Source organism: Nitrospira sp. T9 (genome assembly GCF_052156535.1).
Classification (GTDB): domain Bacteria; phylum Nitrospirota; class Nitrospiria; order Nitrospirales; family UBA8639; genus Nitrospira_E.
The window spans coordinates 25,732-48,654 of record NZ_JBQKUP010000028.1 but is presented as its reverse complement, the minus strand read 5'-3'; the positions used below and the strand labels follow the sequence as shown (position 1 = coordinate 48,654).

General features: G+C 53.3%; 24 protein-coding genes. 16 read left to right on the top strand and 8 right to left on the bottom strand.

Features of this window, described 5'->3' with window-relative positions; translation table 11 throughout:
• Positions 1 to 774 precede the first annotated feature (774 nt).
• Positions 775 to 3,216 (bottom strand): vitamin K epoxide reductase family protein, encoded by a 2,442-nt coding sequence (locus ACTRXD_RS04555; RefSeq protein ID WP_442430658.1) that lies wholly within the window; start codon positions 3,214 to 3,216, stop codon positions 775 to 777.
• A 97-nt stretch (positions 3,217 to 3,313) separates the two neighbouring features.
• Positions 3,314 to 3,499: a hypothetical protein gene (locus ACTRXD_RS04550; protein ID WP_442430657.1), complete on the bottom strand. Its 186-nt coding sequence runs from the start codon at positions 3,497 to 3,499 to the stop codon at positions 3,314 to 3,316.
• A 480-nt stretch (positions 3,500 to 3,979) separates the two neighbouring features.
• Here ACTRXD_RS04550 and ACTRXD_RS04545 point away from each other — a divergent pair, with 480 nt between their 5' ends.
• The 14 genes from ACTRXD_RS04545 (at position 3,980) to ACTRXD_RS04480 (ending at position 15,522) form a co-directional block, all read left to right on the top strand.
• Positions 3,980 to 4,936: a maleate cis-trans isomerase family protein gene (locus tag ACTRXD_RS04545; protein ID WP_442430656.1), complete on the top strand. Its 957-nt coding sequence runs from the start codon at positions 3,980 to 3,982 to the stop codon at positions 4,934 to 4,936.
• 59 nt (positions 4,937 to 4,995) lie between these two features.
• The gene (locus ACTRXD_RS04540) at positions 4,996 to 5,376 is read left to right on the top strand and encodes a cupin (protein ID WP_442430655.1); all 381 of its coding nucleotides are present in this window, start codon (positions 4,996 to 4,998) and stop codon (positions 5,374 to 5,376) included.
• Positions 5,377 to 5,588: 212 nt separating this feature from the next.
• The gene (locus tag ACTRXD_RS04535; RefSeq protein WP_442430654.1) at positions 5,589 to 6,980 is read left to right on the top strand and encodes an FAD-binding oxidoreductase; all 1,392 of its coding nucleotides are present in this window, start codon (positions 5,589 to 5,591) and stop codon (positions 6,978 to 6,980) included.
• A 395-nt stretch (positions 6,981 to 7,375) separates the two neighbouring features.
• The gene (locus ACTRXD_RS04530) at positions 7,376 to 7,780 is read left to right on the top strand and encodes a hypothetical protein (RefSeq protein ID WP_442430653.1); all 405 of its coding nucleotides are present in this window, start codon (positions 7,376 to 7,378) and stop codon (positions 7,778 to 7,780) included.
• Positions 7,781 to 7,844: 64 nt separating this feature from the next.
• Positions 7,845 to 8,636 (top strand): hypothetical protein, encoded by a 792-nt coding sequence (locus ACTRXD_RS04525; RefSeq protein WP_442430652.1) that lies wholly within the window; start codon positions 7,845 to 7,847, stop codon positions 8,634 to 8,636.
• A gap of 423 nt (positions 8,637 to 9,059) precedes the next feature.
• Positions 9,060 to 9,380, top strand: coding sequence for a quaternary ammonium compound efflux SMR transporter SugE (gene sugE / locus ACTRXD_RS04520; protein WP_442430651.1), 321 nt, complete (start codon positions 9,060 to 9,062; stop codon positions 9,378 to 9,380).
• 78 nt (positions 9,381 to 9,458) lie between these two features.
• A complete protein-coding gene (locus tag ACTRXD_RS04515; protein ID WP_442430650.1) occupies positions 9,459 to 9,809 on the top strand; it encodes a TfoX/Sxy family protein in 351 nt (116 codons plus the stop codon).
• 37 nt (positions 9,810 to 9,846) lie between these two features.
• The gene (locus ACTRXD_RS04510) at positions 9,847 to 10,392 is read left to right on the top strand and encodes a dihydrofolate reductase family protein (protein ID WP_442430649.1); all 546 of its coding nucleotides are present in this window, start codon (positions 9,847 to 9,849) and stop codon (positions 10,390 to 10,392) included.
• A gap of 116 nt (positions 10,393 to 10,508) precedes the next feature.
• Positions 10,509 to 10,727 carry a tautomerase family protein gene (locus ACTRXD_RS04505; protein WP_442430648.1) on the top strand — a complete coding sequence of 73 codons (219 nt, stop codon included), beginning with the start codon at positions 10,509 to 10,511 and terminating at the stop codon, positions 10,725 to 10,727.
• 29 nt (positions 10,728 to 10,756) lie between these two features.
• A complete protein-coding gene (locus ACTRXD_RS04500) occupies positions 10,757 to 11,614 on the top strand; it encodes a GNAT family N-acetyltransferase (RefSeq protein WP_442430647.1) in 858 nt (285 codons plus the stop codon).
• Positions 11,615 to 11,773: 159 nt separating this feature from the next.
• On the top strand, positions 11,774 to 12,883 hold the full coding sequence (locus tag ACTRXD_RS04495; RefSeq protein ID WP_442430646.1) for a DedA family protein/thiosulfate sulfurtransferase GlpE: 1,110 nt from the start codon (positions 11,774 to 11,776) through the stop codon (positions 12,881 to 12,883).
• 115 nt (positions 12,884 to 12,998) lie between these two features.
• Positions 12,999 to 14,648 carry an FAD-dependent oxidoreductase gene (locus tag ACTRXD_RS04490; RefSeq protein WP_442430645.1) on the top strand — a complete coding sequence of 550 codons (1,650 nt, stop codon included), beginning with the start codon at positions 12,999 to 13,001 and terminating at the stop codon, positions 14,646 to 14,648.
• Between the two features lie 14 nt (positions 14,649 to 14,662).
• Positions 14,663 to 14,926 carry a ubiquitin carboxyl-terminal hydrolase 14 gene (locus tag ACTRXD_RS04485; protein WP_442430765.1) on the top strand — a complete coding sequence of 88 codons (264 nt, stop codon included), beginning with the start codon at positions 14,663 to 14,665 and terminating at the stop codon, positions 14,924 to 14,926.
• 110 nt (positions 14,927 to 15,036) lie between these two features.
• Positions 15,037 to 15,522 (top strand): putative molybdenum carrier protein, encoded by a 486-nt coding sequence (locus tag ACTRXD_RS04480; protein ID WP_442430644.1) that lies wholly within the window; start codon positions 15,037 to 15,039, stop codon positions 15,520 to 15,522.
• 200 nt (positions 15,523 to 15,722) lie between these two features.
• On the opposite strand, the gene ACTRXD_RS04475 is transcribed toward ACTRXD_RS04480, so the two are convergent.
• Together ACTRXD_RS04475 and ACTRXD_RS04470 are read right to left on the bottom strand one after the other, a co-directional pair.
• The gene (locus ACTRXD_RS04475) at positions 15,723 to 16,859 is read right to left on the bottom strand and encodes a WD40 repeat domain-containing protein (RefSeq protein ID WP_442430643.1); all 1,137 of its coding nucleotides are present in this window, start codon (positions 16,857 to 16,859) and stop codon (positions 15,723 to 15,725) included.
• 43 nt (positions 16,860 to 16,902) lie between these two features.
• Positions 16,903 to 18,573 carry a fumarate hydratase gene (locus tag ACTRXD_RS04470; protein WP_442430642.1) on the bottom strand — a complete coding sequence of 557 codons (1,671 nt, stop codon included), beginning with the start codon at positions 18,571 to 18,573 and terminating at the stop codon, positions 16,903 to 16,905.
• Positions 18,574 to 18,921: 348 nt separating this feature from the next.
• Here ACTRXD_RS04470 and glgA point away from each other — a divergent pair, with 348 nt between their 5' ends.
• Positions 18,922 to 20,130, top strand: coding sequence for a glycogen synthase (gene glgA / locus ACTRXD_RS04465; protein WP_442430641.1), 1,209 nt, complete (start codon positions 18,922 to 18,924; stop codon positions 20,128 to 20,130).
• A gap of 128 nt (positions 20,131 to 20,258) precedes the next feature.
• On the opposite strand, the gene ACTRXD_RS04460 is transcribed toward glgA, so the two are convergent.
• On the bottom strand, positions 20,259 to 20,492 hold the full coding sequence (locus tag ACTRXD_RS04460; RefSeq protein ID WP_312642518.1) for a hypothetical protein: 234 nt from the start codon (positions 20,490 to 20,492) through the stop codon (positions 20,259 to 20,261).
• Between the two features lie 130 nt (positions 20,493 to 20,622).
• On the opposite strand from ACTRXD_RS04460, the gene ACTRXD_RS04455 reads away from it, so the two are divergent.
• On the top strand, positions 20,623 to 20,883 hold the full coding sequence (locus ACTRXD_RS04455) for a hypothetical protein (protein ID WP_442430640.1): 261 nt from the start codon (positions 20,623 to 20,625) through the stop codon (positions 20,881 to 20,883).
• Between the two features lie 14 nt (positions 20,884 to 20,897).
• Here the strand turns inward: ACTRXD_RS04455 and ACTRXD_RS04450 are convergent, their stop codons facing one another.
• The 3 genes from ACTRXD_RS04450 to ACTRXD_RS04440 all read right to left on the bottom strand — a co-directional run bounded on the left by ACTRXD_RS04450 (position 20,898) and on the right by ACTRXD_RS04440 (position 22,792).
• A complete protein-coding gene (locus ACTRXD_RS04450) occupies positions 20,898 to 21,161 on the bottom strand; it encodes a hypothetical protein (protein WP_442430639.1) in 264 nt (87 codons plus the stop codon).
• A gap of 229 nt (positions 21,162 to 21,390) precedes the next feature.
• Complete coding sequence (locus tag ACTRXD_RS04445) at positions 21,391 to 22,086, bottom strand: TIGR04283 family arsenosugar biosynthesis glycosyltransferase (RefSeq protein ID WP_442430638.1); 696 nt, start codon at positions 22,084 to 22,086, stop codon at positions 21,391 to 21,393.
• A 22-nt stretch (positions 22,087 to 22,108) separates the two neighbouring features.
• Positions 22,109 to 22,792, bottom strand: coding sequence for a hypothetical protein (locus tag ACTRXD_RS04440; RefSeq protein ID WP_442430637.1), 684 nt, complete (start codon positions 22,790 to 22,792; stop codon positions 22,109 to 22,111).
• Positions 22,793 to 22,923 lie beyond the last annotated feature (131 nt).

The following is a 22,923-nucleotide window of genomic DNA, read 5'->3' as shown; positions in this document are numbered from 1 at the left end:
GTTCGAACAATTCGGACCCATACATCCCCGATGGATGTTCGGTGGCTATGAATTCTTCCTTCTTCATTTTTATCCCTTTCCCTAACCGTCGCCTGCCGTCCGGCCCCCTGATCGAACGCTCTTGTTCCTGACGGGCTTGTTCGAGCCCCGCGAGGTAGCCCGTCTCCCTGCTTCGCGTTCGATCAATCCAATGAGGCCGGACGGGGCGTCACTGGGTTTGGCCACTTTGCCCGAAACCAAAGTGGCTCGGCTGCCGGGCCGACACCCGGCAACACAGAACATTACGCTGACACCAAGACGACAGGTATGACCAAAAAACGGTCATGGTCCTTTTCCCGGCTCATTGTTTCTTGTGTGAAGGGGAAAACTCTACCTCCCCTAACCCCGCCTTACAAAGGCGGGGAATCTTCAAGACAAGAGTCGCCCTCTTAAGACCATAGCTATTACCAAGGGTTGAAGTCTGAGGTTGTTCCCCTAATCCGACGCCTGCCGGCCGGCCCCATGATCGGACGCTCTTATTCTTGGCGGGCTTGTCTGAGCCCTGCGAGTTAGCCCGTCTCCCTGCTTTGCGGCCGATCAATCTAATGAGACCGGACGGGGCGTCCATGGTTTTGGGTCCTTTTGCCGAAACAAAAGGACCTCGGCTACCGGGCCGAAACCCGGCAAAATCCGACGAAACATTGTTCATTGCATAAGTTTACTTATAGATAAATGATGACCTTAGCACCGACCAACCGAAACCAAACCAATCTCGTTCGTTGATTCATTGTCTCCTCAACGGATCAATCGCTGCCAGCCGGCATATCGATCTTCAACCGGGCCGCGGGGAAAACTCAAGGCCATAAGCGCAAGTCCACTGGCGACACTGCTCCACGGCCAGGCTGACGTGCCGCCTGCCACAAGCCACGGCGCGAGGATGAGCCACACGCCGCACAGCACGTTGAAATACCGCACCAAGCGCGCCGGTTCGGCGAACGCCACCACGGCTACGGTCACGACCAGCGCGCCCACGATGTGGGTACTGTCCGCCGCCGCCCCGCTCAGTCCGAGCACCGAAGGCATGGCCATGAGCCACATGCCCGCGAGTGCGCTCAGCAAAAGGTTCCATGGGGCGGAGAATACTTCAATGCCGTGGATGATTTCCTTGAGAGATGAGCGCCTTTGTGAGGACTCCGGTTCTTCCTCCGCGTGGCCTTCCCCTAACCACAAGGCCCGCCAGACGTTCCCACCTTCCTTCCGCGTGTGGAGAAGAAATTGACTGGTGGCAATCACTTCATCTAACGCCGGCGGTACCATCAGGAGCATCACGACGGCCGCCACCAGACAAAGTGTACACCAGGCGCCAATGCTGACCGGCTGGAGAATCACGAGCACAATGCTGGTCACGCCCGGCGGAATAATAAACAATCCGAACAGCAACACCATCCATGGCATGGTACGCCAGCGCCGACGTCCCCCAATCAAACCGGCCAGAGCGTCGAGCAGATACGAGAACGCGCCTAGTCCCGCGTCCGACACCGGAAACATTTTTGAGATGTCCGAGGTGAGCACCTGCCTCGTGCCATTGCCAAAAAATGGATCCCACGGATGCGGGATATGACCGAGTTGAAAGGCCGCCAAATACCGCGAGAGAAAAAATCCGACCATCGCCAGAAACACGATTCCCAATCGTTGCTCCCACCCGGAAGGAGAATAACTCCAGCCCGGGGGAATACCTGAACCGGACAATTCGGTTCCGGAATCGTTTTCTCGCTCAACGTTCCCTGTTTTTGAGTTGCGGGTAGGGGAGGAAAGCCCGAGCCGGGGAATGATGACGGAAAAGGTGACTATTAGTGCACCGGTAATCAAGTCGTTATTGTAAACTGCGGCATTCGTCGCCCAAAACAGCAGCGGGGCGCTCATCACCCAAAGACCGACCGCACACCCGGCCCAGGCTGCCCAGGCATGACGAAACGCGAAGGAGCTAAAGAGAATCACTGCCGCCCCACTCGCCAGATCGCTCCAGAATAGCGCGGGTGTCATCATGCCGAGGGCGGGCGCAGAACCAATCAGCCACAGACCGAGAAACATGTTGGCCACATGCGGCCACGTCGGCCGATCCGGTGAAGTTGTTTTCGCCTTCAGCTTGTTTTCCCTATACCAGCCGGCCGGGTCGGCCTTCAGCGCAGCGGTCATCTTGGGCAATGTCTCGCGCAGGGAATGTTGCGGTTTCCAGCCGAGAAGCTTGCGGGCGCGCCTGATATCGAGCGCGTAATGGTCATCTGCCAAATCGATCATCCATGGCTTGATGAACGGACCTGGGCCGGGCAACAAGCCCTGAAGCCAGGCCCCGAACTTGGCGACCGCCCTGGGAATACGATAGGTCTTCCAGTCCTTGTTGTGTAGCTGACGGCTGATCGTGCGCTGGAGTTCGTCGTAGCTCATCGTTTCCGGCTCGCCGATGAGCAGCGTAGTAACTGCCGGAAGTGACTTGCGACGTTCGACGACCCGCACCAGGGCGTCGATGAGGTCGTCAAGATGCACGAAGGATTGTCCGTGCGTGATGTCGCCGGGAAACACACGGGCGACCATCTTCTTTTCATAGATACGCTTGATCTGATGCGTGATGGGGATCGAATGGCAGTGGTCGTCATACACACCGGCGATACGCAGGAACACCACCGGCACGTCGCCTCGTTCCCGCAAAATGAGTTGCTCCGTCTTTACCTTTGACTTCGGGTAATCCCATTTCGGTCCGAGGGGGGAATCTTCATTGATGGATTCACCGGGTTCGCATGGTGCATGCACAAGCATCGTGCTGGAAAATATAAACTGTTCGATTTCAAAGTCACGCAATCCACGCAACAGCCGCTCGGTGCCCCGTACGGTAACCTGTTCATAAAGCGGACTGGGATTTCCGGAAAAACTGTAATAGGCGGCAAGATGAATGACCGAGGCGATGTGTGTGCATCCGAGCTGACGCACTTCGTTAAGCGCGGCGCTAACGCTCTCATCAGAACTGAGGTCGCAGGCGATAACTTGCTCGGTGCTAGGAGGAGGATGAGGCGGGCCTTCCCGATCAAAGCCCATTTCCCAGTAGCTCTCCCCCACGCGATCAATGAAGGAACTGCCGATCAGACCGCTGCTGCCGGTGATAATAAGAGTGTTCGAGGGCGATTTCACCTCGTCAGCTCCTTCTCTCACATCACCGAACAGAATTTCTTTGCCTGCATGCATTTTATAAATCGTTCCACATTCCCTGTCAGAGTAATTAATTAATTAACTCCTTCAATTTTTAGGACAGGATGAAGGGATTGGGTACTGGCAAAAACCCTTAAAATTGATTTTGGTTGGCAAGGAGGCGAGACGGCACGCTTTTTTTTCCCTTGTCCGAGGCCTGCCGTTCGGCCCCCTGATCGGACGCTCTTGTTCTTGACGGGCTTGTTTGAGCCTCGCGAGTTAGCCCCTCTCCCATCTCTGCGCGGCCGAGCAATCCCATGAGGCCGGACGGGGCGTCCATGGTTTTGGGTCCTTTTGCCGAAACAAAAGGACTTCGGCTGCCGGGCCGACACCCGGCATCTCCTAATTAGAATGATTCCACATAGTTTCCCAAGTAATCCTGTCTTTTCGGCAACGTGGTGCTAGGTCACCTTAGTCATATGGAATTCCCGGTCTCCCATTAAACCGACGCCTGCCGGTCGGCCCCCTGATCGGACGCTTTTATCCTTGACGGGCTTGTTTGAGCCCTGCGAGTTAGCCCGTCTCCCTGTTTCGCGTCCGATCAATCCAATGAGGCCGGACGGGGCGTCACTGGTTTTGCCCACTTTTGCCGAAACAAAAGTGGGTCGGCTGCCGGGCCGAAACCCGGCACTTCCAGACAGAGCGGAAACTATTGGACAAGAATAAAGGGTTTTTGCTGAGAACGGATCCTACCTTGTATTCTAAAGCCCATGAGAGGTTGTCTATTATGAACTCTTATACATGAATGAAGGATGACCCTATGCCCGACCAACCGAACCCCAATCCTCGCGGCGACCAGACAATCATTGGCAAACTGTCCGGGAAATCAATCACCATTCCCGATGTGAATGTCCCGCCGATGCCTTCTCTGGCACCTCCCGGCGTGATTCACAATGGCACCAAAGCGGAGAACTTGGACGAGATCGATTCGTCCATCGGATATCCCGATGTGAGGAGTTTCAGAAGAAAGTTCGGGCTGATCATTCCCGCCACCAATACCAGTATGGAGCACGAACTGTGGAGCATCATTTTTCAGAACCAGGGGCCGGACGGGTTACGTGGGGTCGGCCTTCATACGGCCACCGTCATGACGCCGAGACCGAGATTGGAAACGGAAGAAGATTTGCGGGCGTATAAGAAGCAGTTCCTGGGCGGACTCCGGGCAGCGGTGGACGTGGCGCTGTTAGCGGAGCCCCAATACATGATCATGGGCATGAGCCTGGAGCATATCATTGGCAGCATCGAAGCCATTCGAGGCCCGATGGAGGAGATTGAAGAATACTCCGGCCTGTCCTGGGCCACCTGGCATGATGCCGTTCACGCGGCGCTGGGAAAGTTTGGCGCGAAGCGGATCGGCCTCCTGACGCCGTTCGACAAGAAAGGGAATGAGTCTGCGACACACATGTTCGAAGACCTGGGATACGAGGTGGTGTCGAGCGTGGGATTCTCCTGCGCGAACGCGCTGCATATCGCGCATGTTCCGGACTCGGCCAAGGAAAAGGCCATTCTGGAATTGTTGGCAACTGAGGAACATGCCTTGGATGCCGTTATTCAGTGTGGAACGAACATGAGCTTGATCAACGTGACGGAGAAATTGGAACCGGTGCTAGGGATTCCTATCCTGGGGATTAACGCGGTGACTTTCTGGTATGCGCTCCGGGAAAACGGGTTCGAAGGGCCGTTGGTGGGTGGGGGAAGGTTGTTGCAGGAGTTCTGATTTTCCTGAATACGAACATTGGTTGGCAGGCACTTCACATAACCGGGGAGAACATCCGCATGGAATTGAACCCACAGCAGACATATATTCATCTCGGGCCGGAAGGAACCGCGACCCGACTGCCGGGTGGCGAAGCCTTCTGGGCGTTGCCCGAGTCTGATCTCGAGCGCTATGGCCATAGCTGGCTCATCTCGGAGTTTGAGACGACCTCGGATTGGTTGAACTGGGAGATGCACCCCAACGGTGACGAGTTTGTCTATCTGCTTTCCGGCGACATCGATATGTTGCTTGAACAGGAGAAGGGCACGCGTATTATAGAAATCCGGGGTTCAGGGGCCATGGTGGTTCCGCGAGGCGTCTGGCACACCGCCAAGGTACATGCACCAAGTCGTATGCTTCATGTGACGCTGGGGTCGGGCACGCAACATCGCCCGCTTTAGCAAAATCATCCCCAACCCCTTCATTCATTACACTTCTCCGGCCGTGGAACGCTGACTCAAAAAGGGTTGTTGTTCTGTCTGATGGCGGATGATTGATCAAAACAGAAAGACTGCCCCTGAAGAGCATAGGCTGTTTAAGACCACCTTTTACCGGATAAACCAATTTGTTCTGCCGGCTGCCTGCCGGCCTTCGAAGAGGGTAGAATGTCAAAATGGATGTGGAAGCGCTGCAGAGCCGTATTGAGGGCAAAGTGACGGTGGCAACCGACGCCGGATACGAAGACCTCAGGCGCTCGCTCATTTGGAATCAATTGATGCCGATGCGTTATCCGCAGGTGGTCGTCCAAGTGGCGAGTGAGCAGGATGTCATTGAGGCCGTCCGGTTTGCCCGCAGGCAGAACATGAACATTGCCGTGCGTGGCGGGGGGCATAGTTGGGTGGGCTTCCCGCTCTGTAACGGGAGCCTGTTAATCGATCTCGGACGGCTTAAACGAATTTCGATTGATCATCAGACTCGCACGGCGGTGGTTCAGCCGGCGGTCACCGGGCAGGCACTCAACCAACAGTTGGCTCCGCACGGGCTCGCCTTTCCTGTCGGGCATTGCCAGTCGGTTCCCTTGAGCGGCTATCTGCTGAATGGCGGGCTAGGCTGGAACTGGAACACATGGGGGCCGGCCTGCTTTAGTGTCGAGGCGGCCAATGTCGTGCTGGCTGATGGTAGTCTCGTCGTTGCCAATCAGGAACAGCATGCCGACCTGCTCTGGGCGATCCGCGGGGCGGGGCCCGGCTTCTTTGGCGTCGTCACACAATATCTTCTCAAGCTGTATCCGATGCCGCGTGCCATCACGACCAGCACCTATTTTTACCCGTTGGAACGCATTGGAGAAGTTGGCGCATGGGCAGCGGGTATTGCCGGACAGTTGCCGCGAGAAGTAGAGCTGGCGATTTTCTGCGCGCAGGCGCCACCCGCTTTCGACGAGCACTGTCGGTCCAGCAACGGCTTTATTTGTATTCTGAGCGCGACCGGGTTCTTCGATACACACGATGAAGCCGTCGGTACACTGAGTCTTCTGGAGACCTGCCCCGTTATCTCTGAATGCCTGGGAAAGGACGTGAACCAGACCGCCACAATGGAGGCCTTGCTTGACTTGGGCGGCCGGTTCTGGCCGGAGCACCATCGCTGTTTGGCTGATACGGTTTGGTCAAACTCCCCACCGGAGCAACAACTGGCGACCGTGCGCGATGCCTTTCTGCAGGCACCCTCACCGAAGTCACTCGCGCTGTGTGCATTTTCTACCGGAGTGGGGGGGCGTGCGGCTGTACGACCCGACGCGGCCTTCTCGATGACAGCCAAGACGTTACTTCTCTGTTATGCGATATGGGAACAACAGGAGGATGACGATGTGAATGCCGACTGGCATCGTAAGACAATTGCGGAACTGAACCGGTTTGCCGTGGGGCATTACGTGGGGGAGTCGGACATTGTCACGGAACCGAGGCGTGCCGAACGGTCATTTGCGCCTGCGAACTGGCAACGGCTTCAGGCTCTCCGCCGTACCTACGACCCTGATAGTCTTTTTCACGGCGGCCTTACCACTCTTTGATTATCAAGGGCGTGGAACAGGTGGAACAGTTTCAATGCAAGAACGATGGAATGACCTTCAAGGTGTTCTACTATATGGCACTCCAGGAAAATATTGGCGATCTAAAGGATGCCAAAATCTGGGATGTCCCCTCCTCTTAGGGGGCAGTTCGATCAAATACGCCCAAGCAGAAAGCTAAGAAAAAATATTCATAAACCCTAGATCTAACAAAAACACGCACAAACAGAACGTCTTGTCCTCACTCACTTTTCCCTGCGGTTAAGTTATTTTTAATTATCGACGACTAATAGCTATCTTCCGGTTTCCAGGCTTCAGAGGGTATGAATGCAATAGAAGTTTTGGACTCGAAATGCAAATTAAAAAGGTGAGGGGTTCTTGAAATTTCTCATAATTTCATGAAGAATTTCCTATCCATCATTGGTGGCATCTTTTTGGTGTTTATTCTTATCGGGTTTGGTGTTATAGCATACGCCGCCTTTCATGGACGAGCTTTGGACGCATCGAGCAAAGCTTATGTCGAGGCAAACCTCCCCGTCATCCTTGACACCTGGTCCACGAATGAGTTGCTAAAGCGGTCCTCACCGCAATTATTAAAAGCTGTCAACGAAAAGCCCGAGCAGTTTGACCAGCTATTTCGGAAGCTTTCCCATCTTGGTGCTTTGAGGTTCTTTAGCGATGTGAAGAGTGATTCTCACATTTCCTTTACAACTGAGCATGGCAAGGTCACCATAGCTTCTTATGTTGTGAACGCGACATTCGAGAATGGGGATGGCCGTATCAATACTCGACTCATTCAGTAAGACGGGCAATGGCAATTTTTGATGTTTTATGTCGATTCGCCCATCTTTTTGCAAATGAATGATCGTGATTGAGACCACCCTTGCCTGCTTTTTTCCTCTAATTTTTGCCGGGGCCATTCGCATTCTGATCCCAGTGCGACTCCCCGAATCTCAGCCATCGGCACAGTCTCATTCCGAACCTGACACCTCGCAGCTGACCTTGGCGCAACACCTATCTTTCTCACTTCCGTTTGCAATCGGGTTCGTCTTACTTGCATATCCTATCGGGATAGCCCAAGACTCCCTCTTCCGTCTGGTCAATGACGACGGTGCTGTCTTTCTCAATCGCGCCACGGATAATCCAGTGTACCCTTTTATTCCCAGTCTGTTTGTCTCCATATTCCTGTCATTCGCTCTCACATATCAACTCCACAAGTGGCGCCTCGGCTCACGGTTATATGAGATCCTCGATAGACCAAACCGAAGCCGAACCCCATCCACAATTCGACAAGAGCTTCGTTTTTTTTCTACAGATTTATGGTTGATTGCGGGTCTCGCCACCATACTAAACTGTGTTGCTTTTGATACGTTCCTACGGGTTTCGAATAGCGACATATCGATGAGTGGCTTCTTCAGCCCCATCACTGAATCTTATCCAGTCGCAACTCTCTCGGGTATCGAAATCATTGCGAAACGTCGAGCGCCCAATGGTAACATCAACGAAAAACCGTGGCTTCGTTTTCGCTTCGAGGATGGGAAAACACTCGACACATTCTACCTAGTTGAACTGGAGCAACTCCCTTCAGTAGTGAGCAGTATTGAACACAATCCAGACTTCAGTGGGCGGGTGGTTCATTTGGATGGACTTGGTGAATAGCCCTGCCAACAGGTTACGCACTGCTTAAGTGACCCTGGTGCTTGGTGGTACCTATGATCCGGATGGTCTTTTTCATGGGCACTTCAGAGCAGGCTGACGAGCAGGGCTCGAAAGCATTATCATTCCTCTGCCACTCAGTGGCGGAACAATTCGATCCCCCAAAAAATACAATTCTGTGAGCGAATACGTTGTACTTCCTAAAGGGATATTCCAGCAATCCGGACCCATTCCACACTGTCCAAAAGATATAATGCTTGGGCAATCACTTTTTGGTATAGATACAGTCGTGTCTCACTTGTCGTTCCAGCGGGCCGACTTCGGTGGCTGCTAAACTTCAAGGGTAGGCACCACTATGAGGTAAGGAGGATCTCACAGCTCCGCCTGGTATCGAAGACGACCCCACAATTTTTGGAGGAATTTGTTATGAACTGGGCGATTCTTGTGACCGCCGGGCTGTTTGAAGTTGGATGGGCGATCGGTCTCAAGTACACGGAGGGCTTTACGCGTCTCTGGCCAACAGTCGGTACCGTGGTTGCCATGGTGATCAGCCTTGGTTTGCTCGGTCTGGCGATGAAATCACTTCCCGTCGGGACGGCGTATGCGGTTTGGGTCGGTGTAGGTGCCGTCGGTACAGCCATATTGGGCATTGTCTTGTTTGAGGAGCAGGCGAATCCCGCGCGGCTGCTCAGTCTTGCTCTTATTTTTGCCGGCATCGTTGGTCTCAAGCTCACAACCCATGTCTAACTTTTCATTCCGGCAGACTCCCCTCGGCGGTCGCTAGACTCCGACCGTCATGCTGCCGCAATATCCCAAACAATTTTTATGAGCGAATACGTCGAATTTCTCAAAGAGGTGTTCGAGGAGTTCGGACCCGTTCATCCCCGACGGATGTTCGGGGGCTACGGACTTTTTCACAAAGGATTGATGTTCGGGCTGGTGGCGGATGATGTGTTGTATCTGAAAGCCGACGAGACCTTGGCTCCATTTTTTGAAAAACGGGGATTAGAACCATTCCAGTATGAAAAACAGGGCAAGACGTTCAAAATGTCGTATTATATGGCCCCGGAGGAGATCTTTGGGGATCCTGCGGAGGCGAAAGGCTGGGCTCTCCGATCGTATGAGGCGGCCGTGCGTGCAAAAAAGCCGGGAAAGAAAGCGAAGAAGAGAAACTGATGGTCATATGGACGTCAGGAGCCAAAGAGCGGGAGAGATGATCGGCACGGTCTTTATTGCTACAAGCCTCGATGGATTTATTGCCCGCGAGGATGGCGGGATCGACTGGCTTCCCGGGGTGGGAGAGGTCGGGACGGAGGATTACGGATATCACGAATTTATTGATTCCATTGATGCAATTGTTATGGGGCGATACTCCTATGAGATGGCATTATCCTTCGGTGCCTGGCCGTATGGAGAAAAGCCCGTTGTGGTTCTCAGCAGTCGAACGGTAGCTATTGGTCAAGACATCGCAAGGACGGTCGAGTCCATAAATGCACCACCGCATGAGGTGGTGCAACGCCTGGCCGGACGTGGATGGAGGCATCTCTATATCGACGGGGGCAAGACCATTCAAGGATTCCTTCGCGAAGACCTGATTCATAGGCTGATTATTACGACGGTTCCGATTCTTCTCGGGACGGGCATTCCCTTGTTCGGGCCGCTTTCTCGAGAGATCCACTTGCAGCATCTTGAGACACGACCGTTTGTGAATGGTTTGGTGCAAAGCCACTATGAAGTACGACGGCATGTTGCCGAATAGGAGACTTCTTCCGGGAGTTGCAGCCATCGCCTCGGCACCTCGGTAGGATAGTTTTTTGTTGTCTGCCAAGGTGTGTAATATGTCATGTAAATAATTGACTCACATAAGGACGCCTTATGCCATATGTGAATATTCAAGTGACGAAGGGTGTTTCCAGAAAACAGAAGGCGGAATTGGTGAAAGATGTCACGGATTCCCTGATTCGCGTGTTGGGAAAAAACCCCGCCCACATCCATGTGGTGATTCAAGAGATTAATGAGGAAGACTGGGGATTTTCCGGACTGCTGACTGATGAATGGAAAAAACAACAGGGCCGGTCGTCCCCGAGCGAATGACGATTGACCATGTGGGGGTAATGAGAGCGATGAACCTCAGATTACGAAATGGTGGTCCTGCAGATGCTGAAACATGCGGCTCGATCTGCTTCGACGCGTTTACGGCTATAGCCAGACAGCATAATTTTCCTCCTGATTTCCCCGCCCCGGGGATGGCCGTTCAATTATTTTCTCACCTGTTCTCGCATCCTGACGTCCATTCCGTTGTGGCGGAAATGGACGGAAGAGTCATCGGGAGCAATTTCCTCTGGGCGAATACCGTCATTGCCGGGGTCGGTCCGATCACCGTGGACCCGGCGGTCCAAAATGGAACTGTGGGCAGACGTTTGATGGAGCATGTGTTGGAACGGGCGCGGGAGATTCGTTTTGCCGGCATCCGGCTGGTGCAAGCCGCGTATCATAATCGCTCACTGTCTCTTTATACCAAGCTGGGTTTCAACGCCCGTGAACCGCTTTCGACGATTCAAGGATCGGTTCTTGGAATCGGGATACCCGGCCATGCGGTCCGTCCGGCGGTTGAAGGGGATGTGCCGGGCTGCAACCGGCTGTGTATTCAGGTCCATGGCCACGATCGGAAATCCGAGCTGCTGGACGCCATCAAACAACAGACCGCCACCGTGGTCGAATGCGAGGGCCGCATTACCGGTTATGCCACTGTGGTTGGTTTTTTCGGCCATGCGGTCGCCGAGGACAACGAAGATCTGAAGGCGCTCATCGGGGCGGCTCCCGCTTTTCCCGGGCCGGGTTTCCTGCTCCCCACGCGCAATAGTGAGTTGCTTCGCTGGTGTTTGGAGAAAGGGCTGCGGGTTGTTCAGCCGATGACCCTGATGAGTATGGGGCTCTATAACGAACCTGACGGGGCCTTTCTGCCTTCTGTGGTGTATTAATGGGACTGTTGAAAAAAGTCGCCAGCGGCGTTCTCGCCATTTTTTCGTGCTCACGTACTGGAAGTACGCTCTGCGCGCAAAAATGACTGAGGCCTTTCCTTCGAGGGGCCTCAGGACTGGACTGGACGAACCCTTCGGGAACACTCAGGTCATGCTTTTTTGAACCGACCCGAGGCCTTTGATATGCAACGTGTCTGGGGGGCAATATGCCCGTGGAATTTAGTTTTATTCAACACTCCCTTCAACCGCATATTGCCCCCTCTGAGGTCATCTGAACACTCTTCCCATTGCGCAGGAGTCCATGTGAACGAAATCAGCGTATTCGTCTCCCAGTATGGCGGAATCGTGCTGTTTGCCATCGTCTTCGCCGAGCAGGTCGGCCTTCCGATTCCGGCAGTCCCGGTCCTGTTGGCAGCCGGTGCCCTGGCGGGTGTCGGGCAGATGGATCTCGGTGTTGCCATAGTTCTTTCTCTCGTCGCCTGTCTGGCCGGCGATGTGGTGTGGTACGAGGTGGGCCGGCGTCGGGGCCGGCAGGCTCTCAGTCTTCTCTGCCGCATTTCATTGGAACCTGATTTTTGTGTGCGGCGGACCGAGAATTTTTTTACCCGTCACGGGATCCGCGCGCTGATTCTCGCCAAGTTCCTGCCGGGCTTGAGCACCCTGGCGCCGGCGATGGCCGGTCTTTTTGGGATCAGATTCACGCGTTTCCTGGGCTATGACGGACTGGGTGCCGGGCTTTGGGCTCTGACATTCGTATTGCCGGGGTATATCTTCAGCAGCGAGATCGAAGCCATTGCCGCGCAACAGTCCCGCGCGGGCATGTATTTCCTGGTGGCATTGGGTATCGGCCTCGTGGCCTATATCGCCTTCAAGTTTGTCCATCGGCAATGGGTGTTGCGCGAGTTGCGAATGGCCCGCATGACCGTAGACGAGCTGAAAGAGATGATGGACAACGGCCAGGAGGTGTTTGTGTTGGACCTGCGCGGTCCGTTGGATCACGAAGCGGACCCCTACACCATTCCAGGAGCTCTTCGCATGACCGCGGATGAATTAGAACAGCGGCATGGCGATATCCCGCGACAGAGTGACATCATTTTATTTTGTGCCTGCCCGAACGAGGCAACGGCTGCCATGATGGCGTTAATGTTGCGGAGGCGGGGAATCAGGAAAGTACGGCCCCTGGCCGGGGGCCTCGACGCCTGGCGCGCACGGAACTTTCCACTTGAAGCCATACCGGCCCCTGCCGCCACCGGCCTTGTGGCCGGGTGAGTCTGGTTGTCTTGATGATTTGGACGTTATGAAAGAGAGAAGCCTCCAGCGTAATGCATGTATCTCTTTTCCCATGAATGCACCGCCATAAATAATTGGACTAAAGGAGAAGAGTATGGCCGTATCTGACCTTCAATCTATCGCCTTCCCAACCCTCGACGAATCCCAAATCGCCGATCTCAGCCGTTGCGCCGCCGCCATGCCGAAGGTATATCCGGACGGAACGACGCTGTTTGCCGTCGGAGACCGCAATTTCAAATTCCATATTATCAAATCAGGTGAGGTCGAAATCCTTGACTATTCCGGAGATGTGCCGAAGACCCTGACGGTCCATTGTCAAGGCGGGTTCACGGGCGATATCTCTCACCTCACCGGCAATCCTTCGGTGGTCAGCGCTGTTGCCAAGGGAGATTGTGAAGTGTACGAAATCTCAGGGGATGCGCTCAAGCAGGTCTTGAATCAATGTCCGACCCTGAGTGACATCATTCTTCAGGCCTTCATTGCCCGGCGGCAACTTCTTCACAAGTCGCCGGACTTTACCGGTCTGCGGGTGATCGGCTCGCGTTTTTCGGCCGACACCTTCCGGGTTCGTGATTTCCTGGCTAAGAACCATGTGCTGTTCACCTGGGTGGACGTGGAGACGGATTCGCAGGTGGACCAGCTTCTTAAGCAGTTTGGCGTGACCGAAGCTGACACGCCCGTGGTGGCTTGCAGCAAGATGCTGCTCCTCCGCAACCCATCGAACCGCGACCTGGCTGATGGCATCGGTATCCGCCATCCCCTGGAGGCGGCGGTCTACGATTTAGTAGTGGTGGGAGCCGGTCCCGCAGGTTTAGCCGCTGCGGTCTATGGTGCCTCGGAAGGGTTACGTACCGCCGTGCTCGAGCGCACGGCTCCCGGCGGGCAGGCCGGTACCAGCATGCGGATTGAAAACTATCTCGGTTTCCCTACCGGCGTGACGGGTAGTGAACTCACTGACCGCGCTATGATCCAAGCGAATAAATTCGGTGTCCGCCTTTCCGTCCCGACTCCGGTCACCCAACTGACATTCGACAAAGCCTACTCCATCGTCCATCTTGATGGTGAGGAATATATCACGACGAAGTGTCTATTGATTGCAACGGGCGTCGATTATCGCCGACTCGGCGCCGAAGATGAGGAGAAATTTGAGGGAAGGGGAGTGTATTTCGCTGCAACACCCGTTGAAGCGCAAATGTGTCGGGGAGGCCAGGTAGCCGTCGTAGGTGGGGGCAATTCCGCAGGCCAGGCTGCGGTGTTTCTCTCGGGACAGGCCAGGAAGGTCCTGCTCGTGATTCGAGGGGATGACTTGTATAAGAATATGTCGAGTTACCTGGTCAAACGGATTGAACAGACAGCCAACATTGAGGTCCTTCGTCACACCACAATCTGCCGGATGCACGGGAATGGATACCTCGATTCCATCGATATGGCCAATAGCCAAACGGGTGAGGAGCGAACAGTCGAGATGGCTGCCGTATTCACGTTCATCGGAGCCGTGCCACGAACGGACTGGTTGCCGACTGAGATCGAGCGGGACGACAAAGGCTTTGTCCGGACCGGCACCACACTGGCACAGTCCTCACAGTGGACTTCTCTCCGGCCACCATTCCTGCTGGAAACCAGCCGTCCTGGCGTTTTCGCCGCAGGGGACGTGCGCGCCGATTCGATCAAGCGCGTCGCTTCGGCCGTCGGTGAAGGGGCGATGGCTGTTCAGTTCGTGCATGAATACCTCAAGGAATTGTGAGAAAGGCCAACATGATGTCCCAACCCTCCTGCACCCATCTCGACCAGATCCGCAATGTCCTACCGGACGCCGCTGTCTGCGGGGCATGTGTGAACATGAATGACCGCTGGGTCCATTTGCGAATGTGCCTCACCTGTGGCCACGTCGGATGCTGCGATTCCTCCAAGAACAAACACGCTACGAAGCATTTTCATGCAACCAGCCATCCCATTATCCGTTCTATCGAACCAGGGGAAGATTGGCGATGGTGTTATGTGGATGATTTGTTCATGGAATAGACCGGACCTGGGGAAAGAAATTGGGACGTGATAAAGGATTGATGCGGCGCAGAAAAAGTAACCTTCATTCTACCTATGAAGATAATACATCAGGAAAACATTCCATTCCTATGGTTCATCGAATTGTCTCAGGCGGACAAACGGGTGCTGACAGGGCAGCCCTTGATTTCGCGCTGAAATTTGGAATCGAGTGCGGCGGGTGGGTTCCGAAAGGGCGCATGGGGGAGGACGGCGTCATTCCCGCACATTACCCGAACCTCGTCGAGACAGACTCCGACGATCCGAATATCCGGACTGAGCTCAATGTGCGGGATTCTGACGCGACGATACTGATTACCCGTGGGGCACCGACCGGAGGATCGGCGTTCACGGTTGAAGTCGCCATGCGTCTGGGCAAGGCCGTTTTTCATGTGGATCTCAATCGAGAATCGATGGACCAGGTCGTGCCAGAGGTCTGCCGATGGTTACAAAATCTTCACCCGGCCATCTTGAATGTGGCCGGCCCCAGAGCGAGCGAAGATCATGACATCTATGATCTCGCCAAGGTGCTACTGGAAAGTGTTTTTCTCGCTATGAATAGCACGGACAAAAGATGAATTGGCTATTGCCTTGAATCCTGTCGATTACGTTCAAACTCCAGTCCTCCCAGGATGTTTTGTTTTCCCCTGAATCACTGGCTTGAGTGAGATTGGATGATGGTTGAGAAGTCAGGGTTTGGTATAAAAGTCCCTGCCTTCTTTAAATGTGAAAATAAGTTAAAAAATATCAAGCTGAATGAGAAAGAAACGGAGACGGTTTACTGTTGAGAGCATTTTCCAAATTCCCGGACCATTTCACCCGTTTTCATATTCCAAAGTGGAAGGGGACCACGAGTGTGCCCTGAGACAAGAAATTGCCCATCGGGGCTAAGGGATAGAGATCGAATTGTTTGAGGCTCTGGAGAGCTTAGTGTTTGAATGGGTTCGCCCGATTGCAGATCCCAAATCATGACTTTTGCATCATTGTAACCTCCTGAAACCAGAAAATGCCCATCGGGACTAAAATGTATGCTCCAGCTGCCACCTGGGTGGTATAGCTTTCTTTCTTCTTTTCCGGTCTCCCTATCCCATAAGAAAATAGAGCTTTCGTCCCCCAAAAATGATGAGGCGGCAATTGTTCTGCCATTTGGACTGAATGCCACTGCATACACTTCACCAGGCACTTCGAAGGTCCGAATGCTTTTTCCGGAATGGGTTTCCCAATATTTAACTGTTCTGTCCGAGCTTCCAGATGCAAGAAATTTTTCGTCAGGACTGAAATCGAGGGTATTCACCATAATCCAGCTTTTATTTTTCAAAAAGGGGAAATGACAACACAACCGTTTTACACTCGATCCAATTTTATGTGCATCCCAAAGAAGGATGGCCTCATCGTGTCCTGCCGAAGCAATATATTTTCCAGTCGCGCTATAGGCCACCGCTCGCAGACCGCCCACATGTTCATCGAATACTGCCTGTTCCTCAAATAGTGGCTTGCCAGTAGGGGGAGGATGAATGGCATACATGCGCATCGTTCCGTCTCGCAGTCCAATAACGAATTTGCCTCCATCGGGACTCCAGGCGAGGGAAAGAATGCCTTTTAGGAGACTTGAATATGGTCGAAGGACGGAGTCCGATTCTGTGGTTGGAATGCGTGGGTCAGGGATAAAGCCTATCCCTTGTAGTTCGCACCGGTCGGTTTTCCAAAGCCGAAAATCTCCATCGAAACCTGCAGATAGGATGTATTTTCCATCAGGGCGGAAGGACACCGTGGTTGTATCGATTTCCTCATGGGGAGAGTAGTACAGTTGAGGGAATGAATACAGAGGGGGATAAAGAAAGAGGAGCATTAAACAGAGATTGAAGCCCAGGAAACGTCGCCTCCTCCCACTCAATGAATATTTTTTGGCTATCATGGTGACTTCCGCACAGAATGAAATTGCTCGCTGGTTGAGGGTTTCATTTTTGTTCGGCGTTGCCAACCTGGATGAGCCCCGAAGACTTCTGGCTGGTCAGATCGGCATAAAAGTCCTTGCCTTCGTGGTTGATCACGATGAAGGCGGGGAAATCTTCCACTTCAATTTTCCACACCGCTTCCATCCCGAGATCTTCGAATTCCAGGACCTCCACTTTTTTAATGCTATGCTCGGCCAGGCGTGCGGCGGGGCCGCCGATGGAGCCGAGATAAAACCCTCCATGTTTTCCGCAGGCCTCGCGCACTTGTTTGGAGCGGTTGCCTTTGGCCAGCATGACCATGCTGCCGCCAGCTTCTTGGAACTGATCCACATACGAATCCATGCGTCCGGCCGTGGTGGGGCCGAACGATCCCGATGCATGCCCCTGGGGTTTTTTTGCCGGTCCGGCGTAATAGACCACATGATCTTTCAGGTATTGGGGCAATCCTTTTCCAGCATCTAATTGTTCTTTGAGTCGGGCATGTGCAATATCCCGTGCCACGACGATGGGACCGGTGAGGGAAAGACGTGTGGCCACCGGATGCTTGCGCAATTCAGCCAGAATTTCCGGCATCGGCTGGTTAAGGTCGATCTTGACGACATGCCCTTCCAGGTCTTCTTCTGTCACATCGGGGAGGTATTTCGCAGGATTGGTTTCGAGCTGTTCCAGAAAAACGCCCTCCTTGGTAATTTTTCCGAGGATTTGTCGATCGGCTGAACAGGAGACGCCCAAACCGACCGGGCAGGAGGCCCCGTGGCGTGGCAAGCGGATGACGCGTACGTCGTGGGCGAAGTATTTTCCGCCGAATTGGGCGCCGATGCCGGTTTCGGCGCAGAGTTGAAAAATCTGCTTTTCCAGGTCGAGGTCGCGAAAGGCACGCCCCTGCGTATTGCCTGAGGTAGGCAGATCATCCAGGAAATGACAACTGGCCAGTTTCACGGTCTTCAATGTGAATTCTGCGGATAGGCCGCCCACGACAAAGGCCAGATGATAGGGCGGGCAGGCCGAGGTGCCCAGGGTACGAATTTTTTCCGCCACAAACGCAAGCAGGGATTTGGGATTTAAAAGAGCTTTGGTTTCTTGATAGAGAAAGGTTTTGTTCGCGGAGCCGCCCCCTTTGGCAATGAATAAAAAATGATACTCCGATCCCGGTTTGGCATAGAGGTCGATCTGTGCTGGAAGATTCGTGCCCGTATTTTTTTCGGTGTACATGTCGAGTGGCGCCATCTGTGAGTACCGCAGGTTGCGCGTATCGTAGGCTTCGAAGATACCGCGGGAGAGGGCTTCGGCATCATCGCCGGTGGTGAGAACCTGTTGCCCTTTATACCCCATGGCGATGGCCGTTCCGGTATCCTGGCAGCCTGGCAGCACGCGGGCGGACGCAATGTTGGCATTTTTGAGCAGTTCTAACGCCACAAACCGGTCATTGTCGGAGGCCTCGGGGTCTTTCAGAATTTTGGCCAACTGCGCGAGGTGGCTTGGTCGTAATAAGTGGGCAATGTCATCCATGGCTTCTCTCGCCAGAAGTGTGAGGGCTTCGGGGTGGACCTTGAGGAGTTCCTGGCCGTCACAGGTCGTGGTAGAGACATAGTCCGACGTGAGTTTTCGATAGCTGGTCGTATCTGCTTGATGTTCAAATATTTCCTGGTACTGGAATTCGCCCATGTTTCTCATTCCCCTTTTCGTCTATAACCTAAAAGATCTGATGGTTCGTCCAAATCGCTCTCCGGTCTGCTTGGCAATCTCGTGTCCATTTGAACCTTGATTGTGCGTTTTCTTTCATTGAAACTTCAAGTGAGTCTCGAGTTTTTAGTCTTCCGTACTTTAGAAGATCCCTCCGTGATTTTGAAAGGAACCTGTGAGGGTGACAGCCCTCAGTCAAACCGGTAGCGCGTTGTCTGAATCAGGTCCTTCCATTTTTCTCCGTACATTTTTTGGAAAGGAAGGTGACTTCGTATGAATAATCTTTTAATGTAGCAGGCTGCTGGAAGTCTTTACGATCATAATGGAGTGTCGCTGCCCATGAAAGTCTTGATGTTCACCAATGAATTTCCCCCATACACCTATGGGGGCGCCGGGGCGCACGTGGAGTATTTGAGTCGGGAATTATCACATCTTCTTCCCATCGAAGTCCGCTGTTTTGGTGATCAACGCCTGGATCAAGGCAATTTGAAAGTGCATGGGATTCCCTTGGGAGACACTCCGTTTACAGCTCCCAAGCCCTTGCATTCGGTCCTTGGCGCGGTGCAGCGCTGCTGGCAAATGAATGCCGAGGGGTTGGGCGCGGACCTGATCCATTGCCATACCTGGTATACCCATTTTGGCGGCATTATGGCCAAACTTAATTACGGTATTCCGCTGGTCATCACCACGCATTCATTGGAGCCCCTCCGGCCATGGAAACGAGAGCAGTTAGCCGGCGGGTATGATTTTTCTCTATGGGTTGAAAAAACTGCCCTGGAGATGGCTGATGCCATTATCGCCGTTTCGGAAGGAACCAAGAAAGACATTCTTAAATTGTTTCAGGTTCCTGAAGAACGGATTCATGTCATTCATAACGGGATCGACCTTCAGGAATTTCGGAATGTCCAAAGCCAGGACGTGTTAACCCGATATGGGATTCCTGCGGGACAACCCTATGTGTTGTTTGTGGGGAGAATGACCCGGCAGAAGGGTATTACCTATTTAATTCAGGCTCTCTCCTATTTGGATGAGGAGTTTCCCGTAGTGTTGTGCGCCAGCTCTCCTGATACGCCCGCCATGGCCGCGGAAATGAAAGAGGCGCTCGACCAGATTTCGGCCCATCGAAAGCATATTTATTGGATAGCGGATATCCTCGACAAACCGAGTCTCATTGAATTGTATTCTCATGCCGGGGTTTTTTGTTGTCCTTCTATTTATGAACCATTCGGGATCATTAATTTAGAGGCCATGGCTTGTGAGGTGCCTGTGGTGGCTTCTGCCGTCGGCGGCATTCCTGAGGTCGTTGTGGAGGATGAGACGGGATTTTTGGTGCCGGTTGACCAATTGGAAGAAGCTCCCTTTAGTCCGAAGGATCCTGAGCGGTTTGCACAGGACTTGGCCGATCGGTTGAATCAACTCATGCGGGATCCTGAATTACGGGCGCCCATGGGACAAGCCGGGAGACGACGGGCGGAAGAATTTTTTGGTTGGGACAAAATTGCCAAACGCACGAAGGCGTTGTACGAAACCGTTCTTGGGGAGAGCTAGGGTGCGGGGCTGTGAGGGGGATCCATGTGGAGGGGCATATGACCGGGGTCTGGTGTTGGAAGGTGAGCAGGGAGCCTGAGCAAAAAGATATTCCACGTGCACGTGTAAGGGGCGTGCCCCCGGGTCTTTTACCCGGGATCGTGACCGGTTTGAAACATGGCCTCAAGTCGCTGTACTTCCTCTTTGCGGCGGTGACGCTCCTCCACCAGCATGGAGATCACAGAATTCCAAAAGGAGACTTCAGCCTGTGACCCGTCGCTTAACCGTTGGTCTCGCCATTCCGTCGCAAAACGGGTATACACTCGAATTTCGCAATCGTTAAAACTTCTGAGCGATTCAAGCAGTTCGTCTTCAGCATGCATAAGTCAACTGGCCTTCCTGAAGTTGGAGATGTAAATAATGATTGTTGGTCACAGCGAGCATGAGAATGTGTATCGGCGGTTCTTTGCGCGTTCCTTAGTGTGAGATGAATTCTTGGGAGGAATTTTCTCGATGAAACACATGTCATTCAGTATGAGCGCCTGTTATCGGTGGATCGGGATTGGAGTATTGTGTGTCATGGTGTGGGGTTGTGGGGAAGATCCTCGACAATTATTTGAAACGGCTCAGTTCGAGGAGCAACAGCATAATCGCCCCCATGCTCAAGAATTATACGAACAGATTATTCAGCAACATCCTGAGAGTGAATTTGCTGAAAAAGCTCGGAAGCGATTAGAGGTCTGGAAGACAGAGAAGCCGGAAGAGGGAACGTGATGGGTGTGAATCGTTCAGGAGTTGTGTTCCGGATCCACGCCGGTTCGATACATATATTCTAATCGCTTAATATCCTGGTCCCGCCGCAATCGTTCATCAATACACAGGTTCACGACGGCATTCCAAAAGCCTGCTTCGGCCATGGCGCCGGCTTCCATCCGTTGATCGCGGAATTCGCTGGAAAAACAGGTATAGCGCTGCAAATCACTGTCGTCGAATTCCCGAAGAAAGTTCGGTAAATCTTCCGTATGGGGCATGGGTTCGTGGCGATGGCTCATGATGGAATCTCTTATGAAAAACATATCGGTGCGGGCCCCCTGAACTCTTGAGGTTTTCGGGAGAATTTCTTCAGTAACCCGATGGGGCTTCTGCCATCGAAGCATGATGCCCAGTGGCGAATGTGTTCATTGTGTACCATTCCTGAGCGTTAGTTTCTGCGCGAAGAAGATTCCTCGTATCCACTACAAAATTATGGAAATCCCACAGAATGAGACAAGCCGACGGGGTTTACCGGACATCCCGGAAAAAAGCAGGAGAAAATGTGGGCAGCCCGAATTCCACATGCAGGATAATCATGAGGACACGAATAAAACTTCGCCATATTCCCATTTTGACAAATTTCCGGGAATCGGTGATGACCGTCAAAGGCAAAAGCCGGGGAGTCGTTTTCGTCAGAAGGGTCTGTCCAAACACGACATCTTCCAGGACGGCCTGCATAGGGAATCCACCTAATTGAGTGAACAGGCCTTGTCTCACGAATAAGGCCTGATCCCCATAGACGATATGGGAATGTGTGCATCGGAGATTATCCAACCAGGAAATCATGCGTAACCGCCAATCCTTTCCAGAGAAGCGATGGCGGAATCCTCCCGCCTGAGAGGAAGGGTCGGAGGCAAGATGGTGTAATTGCCGGAAGGCCCCGCGAGGGAGTTGAGTGTCTGCATGGAGAAACAGGAGCCAGTCATCGGCGGAGGCCTGCATCTGGATCACCATTCGGGCGCCTGCATTCATTTGTGATGCGCGCCCTTTGGGGGCCATACACCAAGAAATGTGTGGATCCTGGCGAAGGATTTCAAGCGTGCGGTCGGTACTTCCTCCATCCACGACGATGACCCGGTAGGGTGTTGATTGCGACAACACGGACTTGATGGTGTGCGGTAGGGCCTTCTCCTCGTTGTAGGTGGGAATAATGACCCAAATCATAACACTCTTCTGTGCTCGCCGTTTACCGGGCCACGTAAAGACCATTCGGGAGGGAGGAGCTATCCTGAGGATGCTCTCGTAACCATTCCGGAAGGCCGCGTTGAAAGTCGTTCCAATATTCGTGAGGATCTTCCTGAATGAAATAGAAGGAGTCCTGGGCCGAAAACAGAAGGGCTTTTCCCAATTCCAAATATGCGGGAGCTAATTCCCTCAGGCGGTCGGTGGATGTGTGACCATCGTCCAACAGTCTCTGCAACGTCCGAAGTCCAAAGCCATGGTGGGCCTCTTCCTGTTGGAGGAGTATTCGGCGTAGTTTTCGAAACGGGGCGCCTCGTTTGAGAAGACCCGTTTCCAGCCTTTGTAAAATGGCTTGGCCTAATCCCTCTAGAATAATTTGTTCCGCCAGAAGAGATTCCGCAAGGTCCCTACGTGTCAGGGCGGACATGATGAGCCGGCGGTACTGATTCATCTGGTGAGAAATGATAAGAGACTGAGGACCCCGTGGAGTCAGACATCGGATCGCCCACTGAAAGATCACCGCATGTCGCCCTTCCTGCTTGGCCTGACCGGCGAGAAACCGCTGCAGACCTGGTTCCCTTACCAAGGTGGCCTGCGCTTTCGCGCAATCGTGGGCCAATTGTTCGCCCAGGACCATAAATTGGAGTAATTGCGCCAGGTGGATATGCTCGCCAGATTTCACCAGCATACCGACATGTTCTCCAAACTCTTGCGCCCTGCAACATTTAGACGGGCATGAGGGCTCTGTTTAGAGCTTTCTCCTTTCATCAGGAAACGCGTCTTCATTTAGGCAGTCTCCGAGGGTTATGGGATGTTACA